Origin of the sequence: Streptomyces sp. NA02950, from assembly GCF_013364155.1 — a bacterium.
Taxonomy (GTDB): Bacteria; Actinomycetota; Actinomycetes; order Streptomycetales; family Streptomycetaceae; genus Streptomyces.
In genome coordinates this window covers 496,798-517,182 of the sequence record NZ_CP054916.1, presented here as the reverse complement: position 1 = coordinate 517,182, position 20,385 = coordinate 496,798, and the positions used below count along the sequence as shown (strand labels likewise).

The 20,385-nt window shown below is 68.8% G+C and carries 20 protein-coding genes; 10 read left to right on the top strand and 10 right to left on the bottom strand.

The annotated features are described in order from the left end of the window. Window positions 1–46 precede the first annotated feature (46 nt). The 3 genes from HUT19_RS01930 to HUT19_RS01920 form a co-directional block, all read right to left on the bottom strand. Window positions 47–703 carry an endonuclease gene (locus HUT19_RS01930; protein WP_176178762.1) on the bottom strand — a complete coding sequence of 219 codons (657 nt, stop codon included), beginning with the start codon at window positions 701–703 and terminating at the stop codon, window positions 47–49. Window positions 704–1,117: 414 nt separating this feature from the next. Next, window positions 1,118–1,414 (bottom strand): CDGSH iron-sulfur domain-containing protein, encoded by a 297-nt coding sequence (locus tag HUT19_RS01925; protein ID WP_176178761.1) that lies wholly within the window; start codon window positions 1,412–1,414, stop codon window positions 1,118–1,120. 37 nt (window positions 1,415–1,451) lie between these two features. Beyond that, complete coding sequence (locus HUT19_RS01920; RefSeq protein ID WP_176178760.1) at window positions 1,452–2,144, bottom strand: HemK2/MTQ2 family protein methyltransferase; 693 nt, start codon at window positions 2,142–2,144, stop codon at window positions 1,452–1,454. Between the two features lie 285 nt (window positions 2,145–2,429). Here HUT19_RS01920 and HUT19_RS44160 point away from each other — a divergent pair, with 285 nt between their 5' ends. The 6 genes from HUT19_RS44160 (at window position 2,430) to ligD (ending at window position 7,190) form a co-directional block, all read left to right on the top strand. Beyond that, complete coding sequence (locus tag HUT19_RS44160) at window positions 2,430–2,798, top strand: DUF6098 family protein (protein ID WP_368661677.1); 369 nt, start codon at window positions 2,430–2,432, stop codon at window positions 2,796–2,798. Continuing rightward, window positions 2,758–3,312: a hemerythrin domain-containing protein gene (locus tag HUT19_RS01915; protein WP_176178759.1), complete on the top strand. Its 555-nt coding sequence runs from the start codon at window positions 2,758–2,760 to the stop codon at window positions 3,310–3,312. The genes HUT19_RS44160 and HUT19_RS01915 overlap by 41 nt, the downstream gene beginning before the upstream one ends. Window positions 3,313–3,357: 45 nt before the next feature. Beyond that, window positions 3,358–3,774, top strand: a complete 417-nt coding sequence (locus tag HUT19_RS01910; protein WP_176178758.1) for a CBS domain-containing protein — start codon at window positions 3,358–3,360, stop codon at window positions 3,772–3,774. Window positions 3,775–3,962: 188 nt separating this feature from the next. Further along, window positions 3,963–5,234: a PP2C family protein-serine/threonine phosphatase gene (locus HUT19_RS01905; RefSeq protein WP_254885376.1), complete on the top strand. Its 1,272-nt coding sequence runs from the start codon at window positions 3,963–3,965 to the stop codon at window positions 5,232–5,234. A 295-nt stretch (window positions 5,235–5,529) separates the two neighbouring features. Then, window positions 5,530–6,153 carry a DNA polymerase ligase N-terminal domain-containing protein gene (locus HUT19_RS01900; protein WP_176178757.1) on the top strand — a complete coding sequence of 208 codons (624 nt, stop codon included), beginning with the start codon at window positions 5,530–5,532 and terminating at the stop codon, window positions 6,151–6,153. A gap of 77 nt (window positions 6,154–6,230) precedes the next feature. Continuing rightward, on the top strand, window positions 6,231–7,190 hold the full coding sequence (ligD, locus tag HUT19_RS01895; RefSeq protein WP_368661676.1) for a non-homologous end-joining DNA ligase: 960 nt from the start codon (window positions 6,231–6,233) through the stop codon (window positions 7,188–7,190). 323 nt (window positions 7,191–7,513) lie between these two features. Here ligD and HUT19_RS01890 read toward each other — a convergent pair whose 3' ends face one another. The 4 genes from HUT19_RS01890 to HUT19_RS01875 form a co-directional block, all read right to left on the bottom strand. Next, entirely contained in the window at window positions 7,514–8,635 is a 1,122-nt protein-coding gene (locus tag HUT19_RS01890) for an enolase C-terminal domain-like protein (RefSeq protein ID WP_176178755.1), read from the bottom strand. Then, window positions 8,635–10,443 carry a thiamine pyrophosphate-requiring protein gene (locus HUT19_RS01885; protein ID WP_254885375.1) on the bottom strand — a complete coding sequence of 603 codons (1,809 nt, stop codon included), beginning with the start codon at window positions 10,441–10,443 and terminating at the stop codon, window positions 8,635–8,637. Before HUT19_RS01885 ends, HUT19_RS01890 begins: the two co-directional genes overlap by 1 nt. A 15-nt stretch (window positions 10,444–10,458) precedes the next feature. Beyond that, the gene (locus HUT19_RS01880; RefSeq protein ID WP_176186363.1) at window positions 10,459–13,545 is read right to left on the bottom strand and encodes an FAD-binding and (Fe-S)-binding domain-containing protein; all 3,087 of its coding nucleotides are present in this window, start codon (window positions 13,543–13,545) and stop codon (window positions 10,459–10,461) included. Between the two features lie 870 nt (window positions 13,546–14,415). Beyond that, entirely contained in the window at window positions 14,416–15,330 is a 915-nt protein-coding gene (locus HUT19_RS01875; RefSeq protein ID WP_176178754.1) for a YHYH protein, read from the bottom strand. Between the two features lie 989 nt (window positions 15,331–16,319). Between HUT19_RS01875 and HUT19_RS01870 the strand changes: the two genes are divergently transcribed. Beyond that, a complete protein-coding gene (locus HUT19_RS01870) occupies window positions 16,320–16,595 on the top strand; it encodes a DUF4190 domain-containing protein (protein WP_176178753.1) in 276 nt (91 codons plus the stop codon). A 151-nt stretch (window positions 16,596–16,746) separates the two neighbouring features. On the opposite strand, the gene HUT19_RS01865 is transcribed toward HUT19_RS01870, so the two are convergent. Continuing rightward, window positions 16,747–17,157, bottom strand: a complete 411-nt coding sequence (locus HUT19_RS01865) for a hypothetical protein (RefSeq protein ID WP_176178752.1) — start codon at window positions 17,155–17,157, stop codon at window positions 16,747–16,749. A 133-nt stretch (window positions 17,158–17,290) separates the two neighbouring features. Here HUT19_RS01865 and HUT19_RS01860 point away from each other — a divergent pair, with 133 nt between their 5' ends. Next, window positions 17,291–18,031: an SOS response-associated peptidase gene (locus HUT19_RS01860; RefSeq protein ID WP_176178751.1), complete on the top strand. Its 741-nt coding sequence runs from the start codon at window positions 17,291–17,293 to the stop codon at window positions 18,029–18,031. Between the two features lie 214 nt (window positions 18,032–18,245). Here the strand turns inward: HUT19_RS01860 and HUT19_RS01855 are convergent, their stop codons facing one another. Both HUT19_RS01855 and HUT19_RS01850 read right to left on the bottom strand, forming a co-directional pair. Continuing rightward, the gene (locus tag HUT19_RS01855) at window positions 18,246–18,704 is read right to left on the bottom strand and encodes an SRPBCC family protein (RefSeq protein WP_176178750.1); all 459 of its coding nucleotides are present in this window, start codon (window positions 18,702–18,704) and stop codon (window positions 18,246–18,248) included. A gap of 67 nt (window positions 18,705–18,771) precedes the next feature. Next, entirely contained in the window at window positions 18,772–19,242 is a 471-nt protein-coding gene (locus tag HUT19_RS01850) for a DUF6233 domain-containing protein (RefSeq protein ID WP_176186361.1), read from the bottom strand. A 180-nt stretch (window positions 19,243–19,422) separates the two neighbouring features. Between HUT19_RS01850 and HUT19_RS01845 the strand changes: the two genes are divergently transcribed. Further along, window positions 19,423–19,812 carry a VOC family protein gene (locus HUT19_RS01845; protein WP_176178749.1) on the top strand — a complete coding sequence of 130 codons (390 nt, stop codon included), beginning with the start codon at window positions 19,423–19,425 and terminating at the stop codon, window positions 19,810–19,812. A gap of 317 nt (window positions 19,813–20,129) precedes the next feature. Further along, window positions 20,130–20,339 carry a hypothetical protein gene (locus HUT19_RS01840; protein WP_176178748.1) on the top strand — a complete coding sequence of 70 codons (210 nt, stop codon included), beginning with the start codon at window positions 20,130–20,132 and terminating at the stop codon, window positions 20,337–20,339. Window positions 20,340–20,385: the final 46 nt, after the last annotated feature.

The window sequence follows — 20,385 nt, the reverse complement described above, 5'->3', positions numbered from 1 at the left end:
GCTGTTTGCTGAACGGCGCCCGATCGCCTTCGGGCCCCAGTCGGTCTCAACCGTCCGCCGCTTGGCGTACCTCGTCCACCACCGACTTGTCCAAGGAAGCCCGTACCAGCGCCGAGGCGAAGCCCGTCACGTCGTCCTCTTCGACCAGCCGTGCCAGTTTTCCGCTGTCCGTTGGCAGCCCCAGCCGCTCGGCACCCTGCACGGCCTTGCCGTCGAGGTAGGGGGAGATCTCAGGCCAGACGCCTTGCACCTCACGAAGGAAGATGTCGGAGCCGGCTGACCCCAGGCCGGGTACTTTCCGCAGGGCGCTGCGCAGCTCTTCGAGGTCACCGCCCGCGGCGTCCCGCATCCGTCGCAGATCGCCGCCATATTCCTCCAGCAGCAGCTCGGCCGCGTCGCCAAGCTGCGTGGAGGTGCGCTCGTCATAGCGCCGGTAACCGCCCGCGCCCAAGGCATCGACCCGATGCTGCCAGGTGGCGTCGGCCATGCGACGAGGGGATCGCAGCCCCGCGTCGAACAGAGCTCGCGCCGATGCCACCGCCACCGAAGCCCGGATGCGGGCACTGAGCAGATGCGCCAGCACTAGCGTCTGATAGAGCGGCTGCGGGGTATCGCGCATCCTGATACCGCTCTCCTCCGCGTAGGTCTTGCCATGCCGTTCGAGCAGCGTACGGGCAAGGGCCCGGTCCGAAGTGCCGCCCATGGCCTCCTCCTCTCATAGTCGCGGTCGCCTCGACTGCGGGCTGTCTCTGATTCCAGACTGACCCTGGAGCACAGGGGCCACACGTGGCTTGCGGTGACATGGTTGCCCCCGCTCCCCACCTACACCCAGCACATCGCATCGGCCGAAGGCCCGGAATCGATCTTTGTACGGTGTTCCAGAGGCCTTGAGGTACAGCCGGGGGCGCTTGGCTCCGTGGCACGCCGCCATCATCAGCAGCGCTGAGATGACCACTGACGCGAACACGGCTCCGCACAGCGCGGCCGGGGCCGGCCGTCGCGGCGGCTCGAAGCCGATTCCCTGATCAGCTGGTCATCCTCGGATCGCGTGAGGCGCCGGGCCTTCGCCCGACACCAGGCCCGCCGCCGCGGGACGGACGGCGAGACGAAGCGGTGGTCACCGTACCGTGGACACCAAGACCCCCGAATGACGTACATCACCACGTCCGTAGGGTCGGCGCACGTCCCACCCCGGGGGCGGCGAACGGGGACGGAGGGCGGGACGAACCCGGGCTCCCCGCTGATGCCGCCTCGGTGCGACGCCACCGTCCGTCGGCGGACAGCGGCGGTGGTCGGCGTCGCACCACGGGTAACGCGTGCTGCGGCCGGACAGACACACGGCGGCCGTGAAGCGGTGGGAGCGGACCACGCGGCCGTCCGGCAGGGCCACCTCCACGGGACCCTCGATCAGCATCGGGCCATCCGTCCCCAGCGTCACCCGCACGACAGACTCACGCCTGTCGCAGCTCCGGCGTTCCGGACGCGTCCCGTCGTTGTCGTCGCACTCGTTCGGCACGGATCACCACCAGCTCTTCCTTCTCCTCGTCCGGCTCGATCAGCCCGCGGGCCTCCAGCCACGCGGCCTGTCCGCGCAGCACCGGCCCGAATGGGATGAGACGGCGGTCGACCACGGCCGCCCGCATATCCGCCCGCCCGAGCCACTCCACGGTCCCCTCAACGCCGCACAGCGCGGATTGGACCAGAAGGAGCACACCGCCGGGTCGCAACAGCGGTGGCGCGTCCCGGCAGATCCGGTCGATCATTGCCCGGCCGTCGACACCGGCGTTCCACGCCACGGCACGGCCGTGACGGGCGTCCGGAGAGGGAACGTAGGGCGGATTGGCGACGATGAGATCGAAGCGGCGGCTGGCCACCGGGTCCAGGAGATCGCCGCGTATCACCTGGATCCGCAGCCCCTCCAGTCGGGCGCGGAACCAGGCCGTCGCCACGGCCAGGGCCGATACATCGACGGCCGTCACCCGCCCCGCGCCGCACCGGGCCGCGGCGACGGCCAGGGCCCCGCTACCGGTCCCGACGTCCAGGACGGCGGTGTCCCCGGTGAGATTCTCCCGCTCCAGAGCCTCGGTCAGCAGCCACGTGTCATGTTGCGGCGCATACACCCCGGGAGGCGTCCTCAGCATCATCTGCAACGAGTACCCACAGACGCCACGAGCACCCATTTCGTGTGATCGGTTGGAGAACAGGGATCAGGAGCCGGTGGTCGTTGTGCGATCAGGCCGTGGACGGCCGCTGGGGGTGCCACTGAGACGACGCGTGATGTGCACGTCCCATCGGGGAAAAGGTGAGGCCGGCGCAGGCACGTCCCAGTGGGTTGGGAACGTCCGCCACCTTCCTCGCGGGCGGTGTGATCTGCGTGCCCACCGGCCGGGCACGCAGTGCCCAGGGGCTCCACGCGGTGATCGAGGCGGGTGGGTTCGCCGCTTGGTGGTGCGCACCCGTCGCACACCCGGCCGGCCGGGCTCGTCGATGTCGTCGAACGACCGGGCTCGGTCTTCGCGCGCTGGTCGGAAGGCCCGAACCGGGATCTTGCCGATGCCCCCGGGAGCCGGGAAGGGCTCACCGGCGTCCGGGTGCCCGGCTTCTCCACGGCCGGCAAGCCGCACCCCGCCCTCATCGGTTCGGAAACCCCCAGCCGGATGTTTGGGGGCCGGTCGGGACTGGGAACCCGGGGGACTCCACTGGCACGGGGTGCTCGACACCGTCGACACCCGTGGACAAGGAAAGGGGCCTGGAGACATGGGCCATGGCGGCAACGTCATCGAGGAACTGACCACTGACCACCGTGAGGTCGAAGAACTCTTCCATCAGATCCGGCAGGCGCCTTCGGCCGACGAGCGCAAAGGTCTGGCAGATCAGCTGACCATCGAGCTGGTGCGTCATTCCGTCGCGGAGGAGATGCACCTCTACCCCGCCGTTCGCGAGCACCTTCCCGGCGGTGATGCCCTGGCCGACAAGGAGATCGCCGATCACACCGAGGTGGAGAAACTGCTCAAAGCCCTCGAGGACCAAACGGCGGACAACCAGGAGTTCGACCGCCTCATCGCCCGGCTGGAGACCGAGGTCACCTCCCACGTACGGGACGAGGAGACCAATCTCTTCGCACAGCTGCGCGGCGCCTGCTCCCCGGGCACCCTCGAGGAGCTGGGAGAGAAGGTCCGTACGGCGAAGAAGGTGGCCCCGACCCGGCCACACCCCAGCGCGCCCAGCACCCCGCCAGGCAACAAGCTGCTCGCCCCCGGGGCCGGCCTGGTCGACCGCGCCCGGGACTTCGTTTCCGGACGTGGCAAGTAGATCCCGACTCAGCGGGGACTCAACGAAACGGAAGGTTGACTCATCGTGACCACCGCACGCGAGATCATGACATCTGGCGCCGAATGCATCGGTTCTGAGGACAGTGCCCTGGACGCCGCTCGTAAGATGACCCGCCTCAGCGTGGGCGCCCTGCCCGTCTGCGGCACCGACAACAAGCTCAAGGGCGTCATCACCGACCGCGACATCGTGGTCAAGGTTCTCGGCAAGGACAACGATCCCGCTCAGATCAAGGCGGGAGAACTCGCCCAGGGCGAAGCCGTCACGATCGGGGCCGATGACAGCGCCGAAGAAATCCTGACCACCATGATCAACCACAAGGTCAGGCGTCTGCCCGTCATCGATGGCCACGACCTGGTGGGCATGGTCGCCCAAGCCGACGTCGCCCGTGCCCTCCCCGACCCGAAGGTCGGGGAACTCCTCCAGGCGCTCTCCACCGATTGACGACTGCCGTGGGGGTCAGGAGGCGGGACGCGGTACCGGCTGCGGATACCAGGGGTCACCCGCGTAGTCGCCGAGATGCCCACTCGCCGGGGCGTCGACTACGGCGTCGGTGTTGGAACACCGCCCTGTGCTGATGACCACGAGTCTCCCGCCGTGGGCGGGCGCTGTCCGAGGAGGCGACATCGGCCATGTCCTCGTCGCTGCGTGACCGGGGTGCGAGGGGGCGGCGGATGCTGGCCGGTCTGCTGGCCGAAAGCCATGTGATGCCACTGGAGATGCTGCCGGTCAGAGTGAGCGAGTACGCGGCACTGGTCGGTCTCACCCAGGTGGTGATCTACCTGTGTGATCTGCAGGGGCATGTCCTGCGTCGGCTCTCCGGCGCAGGGCTCGCCGTGCCGTCGGCAGTGCCGGACGCGCCCGAGGAGTTGGCGATCGACGAGACCGCGGCGGGGCGGGCGTATCAGCTGGGACAGGTCGTCACCGACGACGTACCGCCCGGCGTGAAGCGGCGTTGGTTGCCCCTGCTGGACGGTACCGAGCGAGTCGGGGTCATGCGGGTGACCGTCGACGTCGCCGACGCGCATGCCCAGGAGGACATGGAGGCCCTAGCCGCGCTGCTGGCCCTGCTGATCGTGAGCAAGGCGGACACCAGCGACACCTACGCACGCCTGTCGCGTACCAGAGCGATGGGCATCACCGCCGAGATGCAGTGGAACCTGATGCCGGAGGGCACGTTCGTGGACGGCAGGGTGGCGATCTCCGGTGTTCTGGAACCCGCCTACCAGATCAGCGGGGACGCCTACGACTACGCCACCGATGGCCCGCTGATCCATCTGGCGATCTACGACGCCATGGGCCACGACACGGTCGCCGGTCTGGCCACGGCGCTGGCGATGGGGGCCGGCCGCAACGCACGCCGACAGGGCGCCGGGCTGGTGGATTTGGGGCAGGCCGTGGACGACGCGCTGCTGGAACAGGCCCCGCAAGGCCGCTACGTCACCGGTGTGCTGTGCTGTCTGGACACCCGCACCGGCGGTCTGACGTGGATCAACCGTGGCCACCCACCGCCGCTCGTCATCCGTCACGGAAACGGCGGTTGGACGTCACTGGAGTGCCCGCCCGCTCCTCCCATGGGCATCGGCATGGGCCCCGAGGCCACCTTGTGCCACACCCGGCTGGACCCGGGAGACCGTCTGGTCCTCTACACCGACGGCATCACCGAAGCACGCCGCCCCGGCGAAAAGGAATTCGGCATCGACCGCTTCACGAACCTGCTCATCCACCATCACGGGATGGGCTTGCCGGTTCCGGAGACCCTGCGCCGTGTGATCCACGCCGTCCTGGACCACCACGACGGAGATCTCCGGGACGATGCCACCATCCTGTTCTGCGAAAGGCTCAGCACCTCCGCCACGCCCAGTGGGCAGGCGGCCCGACTGGGAGGGATCCCGCACACGTGAGCGGGGATTCCGCAGGGTGGACGCACAGGTGAGCTCCGGAGCACGGAGCCCCGCTCATCACCCCCCGACCTGCCGCTGAGCGCGCAGTCGCGGCCACCACGCGAGCCTCGCGAAGGCCCGCGTCAGGGCGACCCTGCGCTTGGTTACCGTGACGCCGACCGGGTACTTGCCCGACCATGGAGGCGGTCTGCGACCCGGGCCGGTCGCGGTAGTGCGGTGACGCCTCCGCCATGCAACGCCAGCCGCCCGTGACCGCAGCCCGGCGGACACGGCCCCGCGCCGGAAGGAGGAAGCCATGCCGACCACCGATGCCCTCGAGGAATATCGACGCAAGCGGGACTTCGGGAAGTCAACGGAGCCGAAGGGCGGCGCGAGCCGCGGCGGACGCCGGGGTCGTCGGCCCTCCTTCGTCGTGCAGATCCATGAGGCGACCACCACGCACTTCGACTTCCGTCTCGAGGTGGACGGCGTCCTCAAATCGTGGGCCGTCCCCAAGGGGCCCTCCGGCGATCCGCACGAGAAAAGGCTCGCCATGCCCACAGAGGACCACCCGCTCGAATACGCGGACTTCGAGGGCACCATCGCCGAAGGCGAGTACGGAGCGGGCACCGTCATCCTGTGGGACGAGGGGACCTACAGCGGCACCTCCACGGACCGCCGCGGCAAGGAGATCCCGCTAGCCGAAGCCCTTGACCGCGGCCACGCCTCGTTCCTGCTGCACGGCCACAAACTGCACGGCGGATATGCGCTCACCCGCATCCGCCAAGGCACGGACCGCGAGGCATGGCTCCTGGTGAAGAAGGACGACGCCCGTGGCTCCCGACACCGTACCCCCGACCCGACGAGGGCCCGGTCCGTACGGACGCGGCGCACCCTGCGCCAGGTGGCCACCGAAGCAGACTCCGGGCAGGAACAATGAGCCCCTCCGTCCTGGACCGGCTGCCTCCGGACCAGCGGGAACGTCTCGGACCAGCCGCTTCGACCAGGAGCGGCCAAGTGGCCGAGCAGCCCATGCTGGCCGTGCTCAGCGACCGACGTTCCTTCGACGACCACTGGCTGTTCGAGCGGAAACTGGACGGCGTACGCGCCCTGGCCACCCGAGAAGGCAGCCAGACGCGGTTGTTCTCGCGCGGTGGCCTGTCACGTGAGCGCACCTACCCGGAGCTCGTGGAAGCCCTCGAAGCCCAGACGTGCTCCGATTTCACGGTGGACGGCGAGATCGTCGCCATGCGGAACGGGCGCACCGACTTCTCCTTGCTCCAGCAGCGCAGCGGCCTCACCGAGGCACGGGCCGACAGCGCCACGAGCGTTCCCGTCTTCTACTACCTTTTCGATCTGCTCCGTCTCGACGGGCAGGACACCAGCCGCCTCCCCCTACGAGTCCGCAAGAGGGTGTTGCGCGATGTCTTTGCCTACCGGGATCCGTTGCGCTTCAGCACGCACCGTAACCAGTGGTCGGCCGAGCTGCTCGACGACGCCTGCGCCCGCGGTTGGGAGGGGCTGATCGCCAAACGCGCGGACGCGCCGTACGCCCACCGGCGTTCGACCGACTGGCTCAAGCTGAAATGCGGCGGCGGTCAGGAACTCGTGATCGGCGGATTCACCGAACCCACCGGCAGCAGAGTCGGCTTCGGAGCGCTCCTGCTCGGCTACTACGACCAGGGTCGGCTGCGCTACGCGGGAAGAGTCGGGACGGGCTACGACCAGCGAACGCTGCGTGAGCTACGCGGCCGTCTCGAGCGTCTCCGGACCGAGCGGTCGCCCTTCGACGAGGCCGTCCGCGAACGAGCCGCTCACTGGGTGCGTCCGGAGCTGGTGGCACAAGTCGGCTTCACAGAATGGACCCGCGCCGGCCGACTGCGCCATCCCCGCTTCCTGGGGCTGCGCGATGACAAGCGGCCTGCCGACGTAGCCCGTGAGCGCCCCGGCCGTGAGCGCTCTGAGGCAGGGTCGTGATGGGCCTCTGCCGATGCGGTCGTCGGGCGGTGATCACCCCGCCGCAGCCGCCCTGCCCGCCCTGACGCGGCGGGTCATCTCCTCGGCATACGCCAGGGCCGCACACGCTCCGACAGCACGGGGTTTCGCTCTGTGCGGCGGGAGGAAACGGGTGTGTGACATCCCCTCCCGGGGCTGCCCCTCAGGGGCCGAGCGCTGGTGCATCGAGGGGCTCAGACGGGTGCCGGCCGTCGGCTGTGCGGCCACACTCCGCTTGACCACTGCCCTGCACAGCCGCCCCGCCGGGGTGCTGGCACACCCAGCCACCAGGAGGGCCGTCACTCTCAGCCGGTGCGGAAACGTGCGGCTTGGGCGTGCCGGAACGTGAGTCCGTGTCCCGGTTCTCCGGACGCGCCGGGTCGCACGCTGCCCCCGGACGGGTCGAGTCCCCCCTCGAACAGCTCCTGCTCGATGCGGACGTGGTCGTGGAACCACTCCAGGTGGCGGAGGTTGGGGACGGCGGCCGCGACGTCGGCGTGCAGATGGGGGGCGCAGTGTCCGGAGATCTGGAGGCCGAGGCCCTCAGCGACGGCGGCGGCTCGCAGCCAGACGGTAATGCCCCCACAACGGGTGACATCGGCCTGGAGGCAGTCAACGGCCCCACTGGCCGCCATGCGTGTCAGATACGGCAGGTCGTAGCCGTACTCGCCCGCGGTGACATCGGATCGGACGGCGTCGCGCACCATCCGGAGCCCGGTCAGGTCGTCCGAGGAGACCGGTTCCTCGTACCAGGTGACGTTCTGTCCGGCGAAGGCATCGGCCATTCGGACGGCCTGTTTGCGGGTATAGCCGCCGTTGGCGTCGACGTACAGCTCGCAGGAGTCTCCGATGACCTGACGCGCCTGGCGCACGCGGGCGAGGTCCCGTTCCGGCTCCTGCCCCCAGGACTCACCGATCTTGATTTTGACGCGTGGAATCCCCCGCTCCCGCGTCCAGTCGCGCAGTTGCCGGGTGAGCTGGTCCTCGTCGTAGGTGGTGAAGCCACCGCTGCCGTACACCGGGACATCGGTGACGGTGGCGCCGAGCAGGCGGACCAAGGGAAGCTTGAGGAGGTGAGCCTTGAGGTCCCACAGGGCGATGTCGACGGCCGAGATCGCTCCGGCGACGAGACCGGGCCGTCCGGTGTTGCGCACCGCGCGAGACATGGTCTCGTTCGCCCCGGGCACGTCGAAAACGGAACGGTCGGTCACGACCTCGACCAGTTCCTTGCTGATCACCTCTGCGGTGGCGGGGGAGCCGTAAGTCCACCCCGTTCCGATCGTCGTCCCGCTGATGGCCTGGGCGAGGACGAGCGTGGTGGACCCCCAGGCGAGCGTGCCGTCCGCCTCGGCAGCATCGGTCGGCACCGTGTAGACAGACACCTCCACACGCTCCACCGTCGGTGCGTCCCGCGCAGGACCGGGCATCAGTCCTTCCGTTCCTGGCGGTGGCTTTTGCCGGGGAGGAATTCCTGGATCTTGGCTTTGACGCCTTGCCGGACCATGTCCGTGCGGTCGGTGTCGCCTTGGATGATGGCTGAGGCGGCGGCTTCGATCTGGTCGAGGGTGGCGTGTGGGGGGATGGGGGGCACGGCGGGGTCGGTGCGGAAGTCGATGACGAAGGGGCGGTCGGCGCCGAGGGCTTTGTGCCAGGCGGACTCCACTGCCTCCGGTGTCTCCACCCGCACGCCCTCCAGACCGATGGAGCGGGCGAAGTCGGCGTAGGGGACGTCGGGCAGGGCCTGGGAGGGCAGGAACTGTGGAGCGCCGGACATCGCGCGCATTTCCCAGGTGACCTGGTTGAGGTCCTGGTTGTTGAGGACCGCGACGATCAGGCGGGGGTCTTGCCACTGGTTCCAGTATTTGGCGGCGGTGATGAGTTCGGCCATGCCGTTCATCTGCATGGCCCCGTCGCCCACGAGTGCCAGCGCGGGCCGGTCGGGGTGGGCGAATTTGGCCCCGATGACGTAGGGCACGCCCGGTCCCATGGTGGCGAGTGTTCCGGAGAGCGATCCGCGCATGGTTGCGCGGATACGGAGGTGGCGTGCGTACCAGTTCGCGGCGGAGCCGGAGTCGGCGGCCAGGATCACATCGTGGGGGAGCAGGGCGTCGAGTGTGTGGACGACGTATTCGGGGTTGATCGGATCGGCGTCCACGGCGGCGCGTCGTTCCATGACCTTCCACCAGCGGGCGGTGTTCTTCTCGATCTTCTTGCGCCAGGATCCGTGCTTTTTGCGCTTGAGTTTGGGAAGCAGGGCTTTGAGGGTTTCGCGGGCGTCGCCGACGAGGTTGACTTCGAAGGGGTAGCGCAGGCCGAGCATGAAGGGGTCGATGTCGATCTGTACGGCCCGGGCCTGGTCGAGTTCGGGCAGGAACTGGGTGTAGGGGAAGCTGGAGCCGATGACGAGCAGGGTGTCGCAGTCCTGCATCATTTCGTAGGAGGGGCGGGTGCCCAGCAGGCCGATGGCGCCGGTGACGTGGGGCAGGTCATCGGGGTATGCGTCCTTGCCCAGGAGTGCTTTGGCCACTCCGGCGCCGAGGACGTCGGCGAGTTCTTCGACTTGGGGCCGTGCTCCGCGTGCGCCCTGGCCGATGAGGAGGGCCACTTTCTCTCCGGCGTTGAGCACTGCGGCGGCGCGGTCGAGGTCGGTGGTGTCGGGGACGGGGGCGTAGGAGGACACGCCGAGGCTGGAGGGCACCATTTTGAAGGCGTGTGTCGGTGGTGAGTAGGTGAGTTCTTGTACGTCGGCGGGGACGATGACGGCGGTGACGGTGCGTTTGGCGTGGGCGGTGCGCATGGCCCGGTCGATGACGTTGGGGAGTTGTTGGGGGACGGTGACCATTTCGCAGAAGTCGGCGGCGACGTCCTTGTAGAGGCTCAGCAGGTCGACTTCCTGCTGGTAGGAGCCGCCCATGGCGCTGCGGTTGGTCTGGCCCACGATCGCCACGACTGGTACGTGGTCGAGTTTGGCGTCGTACAGGCCGTTGAGCAGGTGGATGGCGCCGGGTCCGGAGGTTGCCGCGCAGACGCCGACGCGGCCGGAGAACTTGGCGTAGCCGACGGCTTCGAAGGCGGACATCTCCTCGTGCCGGGACTGGATGAACTGTGGTGTGTTGCCGGCCCGGCCCCAGGCGGCGAGCAGACCGTTGATGCCATCGCCCGCGTAGGCGAAGACATGCTCCACCCCCCACTCGCGCAGGCGCTGGAGGATGTAGTCGGATACTTTCAGCGACACAGGTTCTTCCTCTCGTCAAGGCATGCGGGGGAGGGCGGCGCCCCGTCCGCGGCCACGGCGGACCACGGCGTGGATGCCAACGGCCGAAGCTACGGCCACGATGAGCGCCGTGGCCGCGGCCACGCGCGCATCACGAGGCGAAGGCTCTGGGCGCAGGGCGAGCTTCTCCGGCAGGTGGGCGGGCAGGTGTGTGGCGTCCAGGCCGAGCGCCAGCACCTCGGCCAGATGCATCGCCCGACGGCCCGTTGCGCCCTGCTCGATCTGGGTGCGGCAGCTGAAGCCGTCGGCGAGGACCAGAGCACCGGGGGCGGTGCCGCGTACGGCCGGCAGGACACCCTGCTCGGCGATGGCCATGGAAAGGCCGTGGTGTCCGCGCTCGAACCCGAAGTTCCCGGCGAGCCCGCAGCAGCCCTCGTCCAGGACATCGGCGTCGATACCGGCACGGCGCATCAGCTCGCGGTCGGCATCGGCTTTCATCACGGCGTGCTGATGACAGTGCGTCTGCACCGTCGCCACCCTCCCGAGGGTTGGGGGCTGCCAGCCCTCGGCGTCATGGAGGAGCAGTTCGGAGAGCGTACGGAACTGACGCGCGAGCCGCTGGACGTCCTGGTCGTCCGGCAGCAGCTCGGGTGCGTCGGCGCGGAAGACGGCGGTACAGGAGGGCTCCAGACCGACGACCGGGACACCGGCCTCGATCCATGGCAGCAGTACTTCGACCGTGCGACGAAGGACACGCTTGGCCACGCCGAGCTGTCCGGTAGAAATCCACGTCAGCCCACAGCACACCGCCTGACTCGGTACCGCCACGCGGAACCCCGCGTCCTCCAGTACCCGGACCGCCGAGCGCGCGATGCTGGGGTGGAAGAACGCGCTGAAGGTGTCCGGCCACAGAACAACCGCCTTGTCGTCCCCCGGCTCCGGCTGCGGGGTCTCCCGGCTCCGCCACCACTGAAAGAAGGACTCCTCGGCGAAGACGGGTGCCTCCCGTTCGGTTGCCACCCCAGCCATCAGCTTGCCGATCCTGGCCAGCCCCGGGGCGCGCAGCACGGCGTTGACCAGCCGTGGGGAGAGACGGGAAACCCGCGCCCACACCGGCAGCCATCCCATCGAATAGTGTGCGGCCGGTCGTGGCCGCCCCGCGTAGTGGTGGGAGAGGAACTCGGCCTTGTACGTGGCCATGTCCACCCCGACGGGGCAGTCCGACTTGCACCCCTTGCACGCCAGGCACAGATCCAGCGCGTCACGGACCTCGGTGGAGCGCCAGCCGTCGGTAACCGCCGAGTCGCTGTGCCCCTCCAGCATCTCGAACAGCAGTCGCGCTCGGCCGCGAGTGGAGTGCTCCTCCTCGCCGGTGGCCCGGAAGGACGGACACATGACGCCACCCTGGCGGGTGCGGCAGTTGCCGATACCGACGCACCGCATCGCCGCTTGGGTAAAAGAACCCTGGTCATCGGGATAACCGAAGTGGGTCTGGAGGGAGCGCGGCCGCCAGTGCGGACCGAGCCGCAGGTCCTCGTCCACCTCGTTCGGTGCCACGACCTTCCCGGGGTTCATCCGGTTGTCCGGATCGAAGAGGGCCTTCACCTCACCGAACGCGGCAACCAGCCGATCGCCGAACATCCGGGGCAGCAGTTCGCCCCGCGCCTGACCGTCCCCGTGCTCACCCGAGAGCGACCCACCGTAGGAGACCACCAGTTCGGCCGCCCGGCCGAGGAAGTCCCGGAACGCGGCCACCCCCTCGGCGCTCCTCAGCTCGAAGGGGATGCGGGTGTGGACACACCCCTGCCCGAAGTGACCGTAGAGCGAGGACTGGCCGTACCCGAACTCCTCGAACAGCCGCTTGAGGTCACGCAGATAGTCCCCGAGCCGCTCGGGCGGCACGGCGGAGTCCTCCCACCCCTCCCAGGTCTCCCGCCCGTCCGGTGGGCGGGCGGTCACCCCCAGTCCCGCCTCCCGGGCCCGGAGCACCTTCTCCTCCCGGAGCGGATTGTCGGAGAACGCCACGGTGCCGTCGTCCTCGCCGCGGCCGAGCGCACGTAACAGAGCACGCCCCTGCGCGTCGACGTCATCCTGGCTGTCGCCGCTGAACTGCGCCAGCAGCCAGCTCTCTCCCGCCGGGAACTGGTCCAAGGAGTCCAGGAACGCTCGCTCCTCCCGCATCAGCTGCGCCATCCGCCCGTCCAGCGCCTCCAATTGGGTGGGACGGCTGTGCGCGAGCAGCCGCGGTACGTCGTCCGCCGCGGAGCAGATGTCGGGGTATCCCAGGACGAGGACCGCCTCGTACGGCGGGACGGGTACCAGCTTCAGTTCGGCGCGCAGCACCGTCACGAGGCTGCCCTCGCTGCCCACCAGTGCCCGGGCCACGTCGAAGCCGTTCTCGGGCAGCAGTGAATCCAGGTTGTATCCCGATACCCGGCGCGGAATCGCCGGGTATCCCTCCCGGACGTCTTCGAGGTACCGGTCGATGATCTCCTTCAGGCCCAGGTACAGCTCCGCACGCCGACCTCCGGCGGCGACGATCGCCTGGAACTCGCTGTCCGGGGTCGGGCCGACCCAGCACCGTGTGCCGTCGTAGGTCAGCACCTCCAGCCGCCGCACGTTGTCCACGGTCTTCCCGTACGCCTGGGCCGAGGCACCGCAGGAGTTGTTGCCGATCATGCCGCCGAGCGAGCAGTGACTGTGGGTGGACGGCTTGGGGCCGAACTTCAGCTGATGCGGTGCGAGCAGCCGGTTCAGCTCGTCCAGCACGATGCCGGGCTCGACCACACAGGTGCTCCGCTCGGCATCGACCGATACCAGCCGGTCGCAGTACTTCGTCCAGTCGATCACGACTGCCGCGTTGGTGCACTGGCCCGCCAGGCTGGTCCCGCCGCCCCGGTTGAGTACGGGGACGCCGGACTCCGCGCAGACCGCGACCGCCTCCGCCCCCGCGTCCACGTTTCTGGGCACCACTACGCCGATCGGCACCTGACGGTAGTTCGAGCCGTCGGTGGAATACGCGCCACGGCTGCCCGCGTCAAAGCGCACTTCACCGTCCACACGGGAGCGCAGAGCCTTCGCCACTTCGGCAGCGGATCGCTTCGAGACGCTCCTGCCGGGCATTGTCTGCCGATCTTCGGTGGCCATGGACGCCTTCCTGTCCTCCGTTGTGCTCGTCATTGCTGCGGACATCGATACTCAAGATCTACACATTGCGTGCCGTCCCGGCTTCCCGCACCACGCCGACATGCGCATTCGGCCGAAGCGCTTCGCCCGCGCACCGGGACGAGGCATGACGCGTGTCGTGGCACGAGCCGGCTGACTCACCCGCTCGGGGATGCTGGGGGGAGCGAGATTCGCGCCGATGGGAGGCAGCGGAAGCGGCATACAGTGCCGGGCGCCGTACAGCACACATAACCCCGGGGTTCCCAGCAATCCGGGTCCCAGTCGTGCCGGCAAAGCTGGAGGCGTGCAGGGAGCCCCGACGGCGGTGTGACTGTCAACAAGGAACGCGCCCGTTTGGGTGAGGCCGAGCGCGCCGGCAAGAGCTCCGGATCCGCAGGCATCGGTCATCGAGGGCTCCCAGATGAAGAGCTACCGACGCAATGCGGCTCGTCAGGTGACGGAATGCCGTCAGCGGTCCGGACGGCCGGCTCGTGTCCGACGGAGTTCCCGCCGAGGTGGGTTCCGGTTTTGGGAACGCGGGACCGGGCGGGGGATCTCCGATCGCTCCTGGTATGTGAATTCCGTGGCAGGCGCGAGGGCGCGGCGGGCTTCATCTGCCGTGGGGAAGGGCTCGTTGCGTTCCCGGGCGTGGCCGTGGATCGCTCGTGTCCCCGGGTGCACTTCCATCCGCTGGCGTTATCGGTGTGGGTGGTCCGTGCCGGTTCCCGGACGGGGAACCGGCTGGAGGCGAAGACTGCGAGGGTCGTCAGGGAGCCTTCGACAGCCGTCAGGAAGCCCTGTCCGAAGCGAGCCGCAGTCGCTTCCACCTCAGTGGCGCCTGCGCGTGCCTACCGCCGCCAGGGTCGAACTGCGGTCCCACTGGTGGCACCAGCCGTGCCCGGACCCGGGGACCGTCACAGGTGTCCCCCGGAAGCATCCGATCGAGTACGGATACTCCCCGTTGAGGTGGTAGTGGTACATGACGACCTTCTTGCCGTCCCACGTGATCGCGTGCGTGTGGCCGTGGCAGACATCCAGGTCCTCGTTCCTGACGATCTTTCCGTCCTCGCCGCGCGGCCCGTAGATCCCGAAGCCGTCGATGGCGTAGCCCACGAGTGGTGAGTGCCCAAGAACACCGTGCTTCGGCCGTCCGGACGCCTTGTCGAAGCAGGTCTGCGAGGGGCCGTGGTAGTGATACTGGGTCTCGTACGGATGGCCCCAGCAGCGGTCGAGAGGCAGGGCCGCGTTCGGGTCGACCGGGCGGTCCGCCGCGTCGGTCGCCACCTCGAGGTGGAAGGTGCCGCCCGCCAGAGCCATCCCCGTCGTGAGCTGGTCGATGCAGGTGGGCTGTGCCGCGACGGTGGGATTGCGGGGAACCGTGACGTCGAGGTTCCACGACTTGATCGGGATCGCGGCGGCGTTGGGGTACCCGGGAGAGGGAATCTCCGCGTAGTACTTGTAGGCGGGAGTGCCCTTCTGGACGGGGAAGCGCCCGGTGAAATGGTCCGGGAGACCGTTGCCCCTGAAATGCCTCTTGGTCGCTGTCGTCCACACCCGTAGCACCTTGTGCCAGCGCATGGTCCCCGACACGAAGGGGCGCTTGAACACGTCGATCACACCGTGCGCGTCGATCCAGGGGCGGTCGGGCCGGGTGAGGGTCCCGCCTTTGCAGGCATAGAGGGTGTCCCGTGCCGGTGACGCGATCGATGTGCCGGTGGGGGGTGTGAGCAGGCGGGTGATCAAGGTGCCGTCTCCGCCCTCTCCCCTGCCTCGCACGTCCTCCCCCCGCACCGGATGGGGCGCGACGACTGCTACGGCGACGGAGTCGGCCGGGGCCAACGCCGGGCTCAGAAGCACACAGGCGGCACCAGCCGCCACGACAACGGATCTGAGCCCGCCGCACACGCCATCCATGGACGCTCCTCGACTCCCCGATCCCGGTCCGGTTCCCGCCGTCCGCATCACCTCACCACACCCGACTACCGATGCCTCGTCGACACGTACGGGCGGTCGGGTGAGCCCGTGGCCGAAACGGGCCGCGCCAGCGCCTGCCTGATCTCGCCGAGCCGGAGCCGGGGGACGCTTCGGACGGGGCTTCCTGACGGCCATCGAGGGCTTTTGCCGACCCGGACGGGCTTCCCCATAGGCCTAGTCCTGCACCCTGGCGCCCCGCTCTGACTCTCACGGTGCCGCCGGACGACGGCGGTGACCGCCGCCACACGGCGACGGCACCACCGCGTGGAACCGTGCCGCCGGCGCTACCGCCGATTGCGCTGTTCATCTCCAACTCGAACCGGCAGTCGACCTGCTTCGTAGCACGTGCTTCTTGCACCGTGTTCGGCTGGCATGGGCGGTCGTGGCCGTCTTCACGCCGCACTGGTCGATGAACTGGGGCGGCAACTGGGCGCGATGCCAACTGGTGCTCGCCATTGGGGAACAGGCTGTGTAAACACCCAATGGTGGGTAACTCGCGATGTCATGAACGAGTCGACGATGAGGCTCCCGAAGGCTTGGAAGGCGTGGTTGTTGCCCAACGCCCGCGCCACTGGCCGGGGGAGGTGACCGTGCTTTTCCTGGTAGTGAGCCTGCTCCTGCTGGCGATCGTTGTGGGGACGGCCTCCTACATCCCCTGGCCGGTCACCGTGGCGCTCGGTTTGCTCATCGGCGTCTGGCTCCTCGTCTTCACTGTGCGTGAACGACGACGCCGGAATCGACCGAGGAGGGTCTAGCCGATGCAACTCACCGCCCAGCCCTCACGTCGTACGGGTCGACGGGACACCGAAGGTATGGCGGTGGCCTCCTTCGTCCTCGGACTCATTGGGCTACTCGTTCTCAACCTCGTCCTCGGCCCTGTCGCGATCACCCTGGCAGTCATCGCATTGCGGCGGGACACTCCGCGCCGCTTCCGCGCGCTGCTCGGCCTGGGGTTGGGCATCGCCGATCTGGCTGTCCTTGCCGCCCTGATGGCCGCGCACGGGACGACCTCGTGGTCGATCTTCGGCGGCTGAAACCGAGACCGGCGGCCGAAGCACCGGGGGGAGGTACTTCCGCGACAGCGGGTGCCTCGGAACTTGTGACTGAGCGCCTCAGCCGGCCGGTGAACGCTTCAGCCGGCCACTTCGGCGCTCATGTCGTCCTGCTCGGTAGCGAGGGGGTATTTCAGTTCCAGCGGCCCGCGGCGGCGGTGTGGGTGACGAAGGCCTCGAAAGTCCTGGGTGGCCGGCCAAGGGCTCGTTCCACGCCGTCGGAGAGTGCGGCGCCCGAGCCGTTGCCGATGGCCACCAGGAGTTCGGTGAGTAGTCGGGCGACGTCGGGTGCGACGCCGGCGTCGACCTGTCGCTCGACGAAGGCCACCGGATCGATGCCGACGTGACGGATGGTACGGCCGGTGACCCGGGCGATCATGCCGGCCGCTTCACCGACGCTGATCGCCCTTGGGCCGGTCAGGTCGTAGACCCTGCCGCTGTGGCAGGCAGCGCCACGCCGGCTGACCGAGCCGGTGGCGGTCGTCGTCCCGGGCAGCTGTTGGGCCCTCGACCGGCTGCGGGCAGGCGTCGCATCCGCCTTCACGGTCCAGGTTCATCGGGTCTGCCTCCGGCGATCAGGAGCAGGAGGTCCAGCTACGACTGGACAACCGTCAGGCGTACCTGGCACCCCTCATCGCTGGTCCGCCGTTCCGGCGGGTGCGTGGCACAGTGGCGGTATGTGCGGCCGCTATGTGTCCACCCGCAGTCCGAAGGACCTGACTCGGCTCTTCGGCGTCAAGGACTGGCACTCCGAAGAGACGCTGGACCCGAACTACAACGTCGCCCCCACGGACGACGTCTACGCCGTCCTCGAGCGCACCTCGCGCGGAAGCGACGACGAGGCGTCTGTGCGTAGGGAGCTGCGACCGTTGCGGTGGGGTCTGGTGCCCTCCTGGGCGAAGGACCCGAAGATCGGTTCCCGCATGATCAACGCGCGCGTGGAGACCGTGCACGAGAAACCCGCTTACCGCCGCGCCTTCGCCCGGCGCCGCTGTCTTCTCCCCGCCGACGGCTTCTACGAGTGGCAGCGGCTGAAGAACGAACAGAGCGGGAAGGCGCGCAAGCAGCCGTACTTCATCCATCCCGTTGACGGGCAGGTGATGGCCCTCGCCGGCCTGTACGAGTACTGGCGCAACCCGGACATGGAGAAGGACGACCCATCCGCCTGGCTGATGACCTGCACGATCATCACCACCGAGGCCACCGACGCGGCCGGTCGCATCCACCCCCGCATGCCGCTCGCCCTGACACCGGACCACTACGACGCCTGGCTTGACCCCCATCGCGACAACGCCGACGAACTCCGCGGGCTGCTCACCCAGCCCGCAGACGGCCACCTGGACGCCCGACCCGTCTCGACGGCGGTGAACCACACCGGCAACAACGGCCCGCACCTCCTGGATGAGGTCGCCTGGTAAGGCGGGTCACCAAGAGTGAGCAGCGGGTGACGATGTGCGATCAGCAGCGCACGGCCTTCGGGAACATCGACTCCCTCCCGGACGCCTCGGCGCCTGGTCCAGCCCGCCCCGGTTGTCCGAAGCCGATGGAGCGGTCCGCCCCATCGGCTTCGGCGCTGCTCATGCGGTTCGTTGGTGATCGTTGTGCCGGGCTGCTCCGGTGCGGCTCTGGTGGTCAGCCGGGGCTGATGCGGCCTCGCCAGCCGCCCTCCTCCTGGCCCCGGTGTTCGATGAAGTCCTTGAACCGGTGCAGATCGCCCCTGATCCGGCGGTCGAGTGTCCCGGTCATGTCCGCGGCCTTCTCCGCACCCCCGGTCGGTTCGTAGTCCAGGGCCAGGTTGACCTCGGTGTGGGTCTTGTCCACGGTGCGGAACGTCACCACGCCCCGCTGTTGGACGTCGCCCGAGGTGGTGCGCCAGGCGATGCGCTCGTCGGGAAGCTGGTCGACGATCTCGGTGTCGAACTCGCGGCGCACTCCGGCGATGGAGGTCGACCAGTGGATGTGCCGGTCGTCGATCTGGGTCACCTGGTCCACGCCTTCCATGAACCGTGGGAACTCGGTGAACTGCGTCCACTGGTTGTAGGCGGTGTGCAGCGGCACCTCTACCTCGACGGACTCCCGCACAGTGCTCATCACGGACTCCTCTCTCCGTAGTCACAGCAGCGGGTTGCCGAGCAGCGGCTCCGTAAAACGAGCCTGGTCAGCGCCGCCGCAGAACCCGGTCCGGACGGCATACGTCGCAGATCGCCACTGTCGGGCCCGCGCACAGCTCGGCTGCCCGCTCGGTGGTGATTCGGGTGTGGCTGTCCCGGGCCTGCCAGCAGTCGCGGCGGTGCAGGCGGCGGGCGGGGGAGTCCTCGCTGTACTGGTGGATCTTCTGCAGCGCCCACTGGCGGCCCGCGACCGCTCCTTCGGTGGGCAGCGCCGAGTAGTCCTCGCCGGGGATCGGGGTGATCCGCTCGGCCTGGACACTGATCGGGGTAGGGGCGCCCATCGACTTGGTGGCACCGTCGGCTGCTTCGTGCCGGGCCGGGAGGATGGCTTCGCACTCGTACCACCAGCGGCCGTCCTCCGACCGGTAGCGGGAGGTCACGACGACGTCGAGTTCCTGGCCGTCCGGGAGTGTCGCCCGCGCCCACGGCCCCGCCTTCGACCGCCACTCCTCCTCCATACTCACTGTTCGATTCTAGTTCGATTACCTGGATGAGGGCTGACCAGGGGGGTACTCCCGGACCGTCGGAGGTTGGGCCCGTGCCGACGCCAGGCGCGAATCCAGCCTGGGGACGGACCGTCGGTCGGCCTCTTCGGCCACGCGGGCCCGCGGCCCTACGCGGCCTGACAGGATCAGGACATGACGGACTCATCCATGCGGATCAATGCCCTCATCGTCGATGCCACCGACCCCGAACTGCTCGCAGTGTTCTGGTCCAAGCTGCTCGGCAGGCCGATCGTGGGCCGCACGGGACCGTATGTATGGCTGCGTCGTGAGAACAGCCTGGCGCTGGGCTTCCAGCAGACCGCCCAGCCCAAGTCGGGCAAGAACCGCATGCACTTCGACATCACCTCGCCCGACCCGGCCGCCGAGCAGCAGCGGGTCGTAGCGCTCGGCGGACGCAGGCTGAAGCAGTACGACGACGGAGGGTTCCTGGTGATGGCCGACCCCGAGGGCAATGAGTTCTGCATCATCCCCGAGGGCTCCGTGGGGCTCGACGACGAGGGACGCGCGCACTACCTCAGTTGATGGGCCCGCCCTCCCGCGGGAACCCGAGGCCCCATCGGTCATGGTGGGATGTCGCGGGCCGGACACCAGTGCCGCATCTCGCCTACGCTTGACAGCCGCAGGCAGGTGCTTCTTGGGAGGCCGTCATGCGCCCCATGTGGTCCGGTGCCGTGAGCTTCGGTCTCGTCACCTCTCTGAACTGCTGAGGTTTCGACGTCGGCACCCAGGTGCGCGCCGCCCGCCCGCTGCTGCCGGCGCGTACTCATGCACCGTCTCCGTGCCGGTGCACTCATCTCGATCACCCTGATGTTCGTTGCGAGTTCGGCTTCTACCTGTTCATGAGCTACTACCCACAGACCGTCCGGGGCGAGCCTGCGGGCACCGGTGGCTTTGAAGCCGGGGACGACCACGGGGTCGTCCCCGTCGTCGTCCAGGCCGATGAAGCCCAGGTCGGCCAGGCCGCCGAGACCGGCAGCGCGCAGGCGGCGGCGAGCGTGCACCAGCCCGGTGTTCGATCCCGTCACACCAGCAGCGGGACAGGACCGTGACACAGACCACGAGGAAAAGGTGACAGGGCGTTGTCGCGGGCAGCTG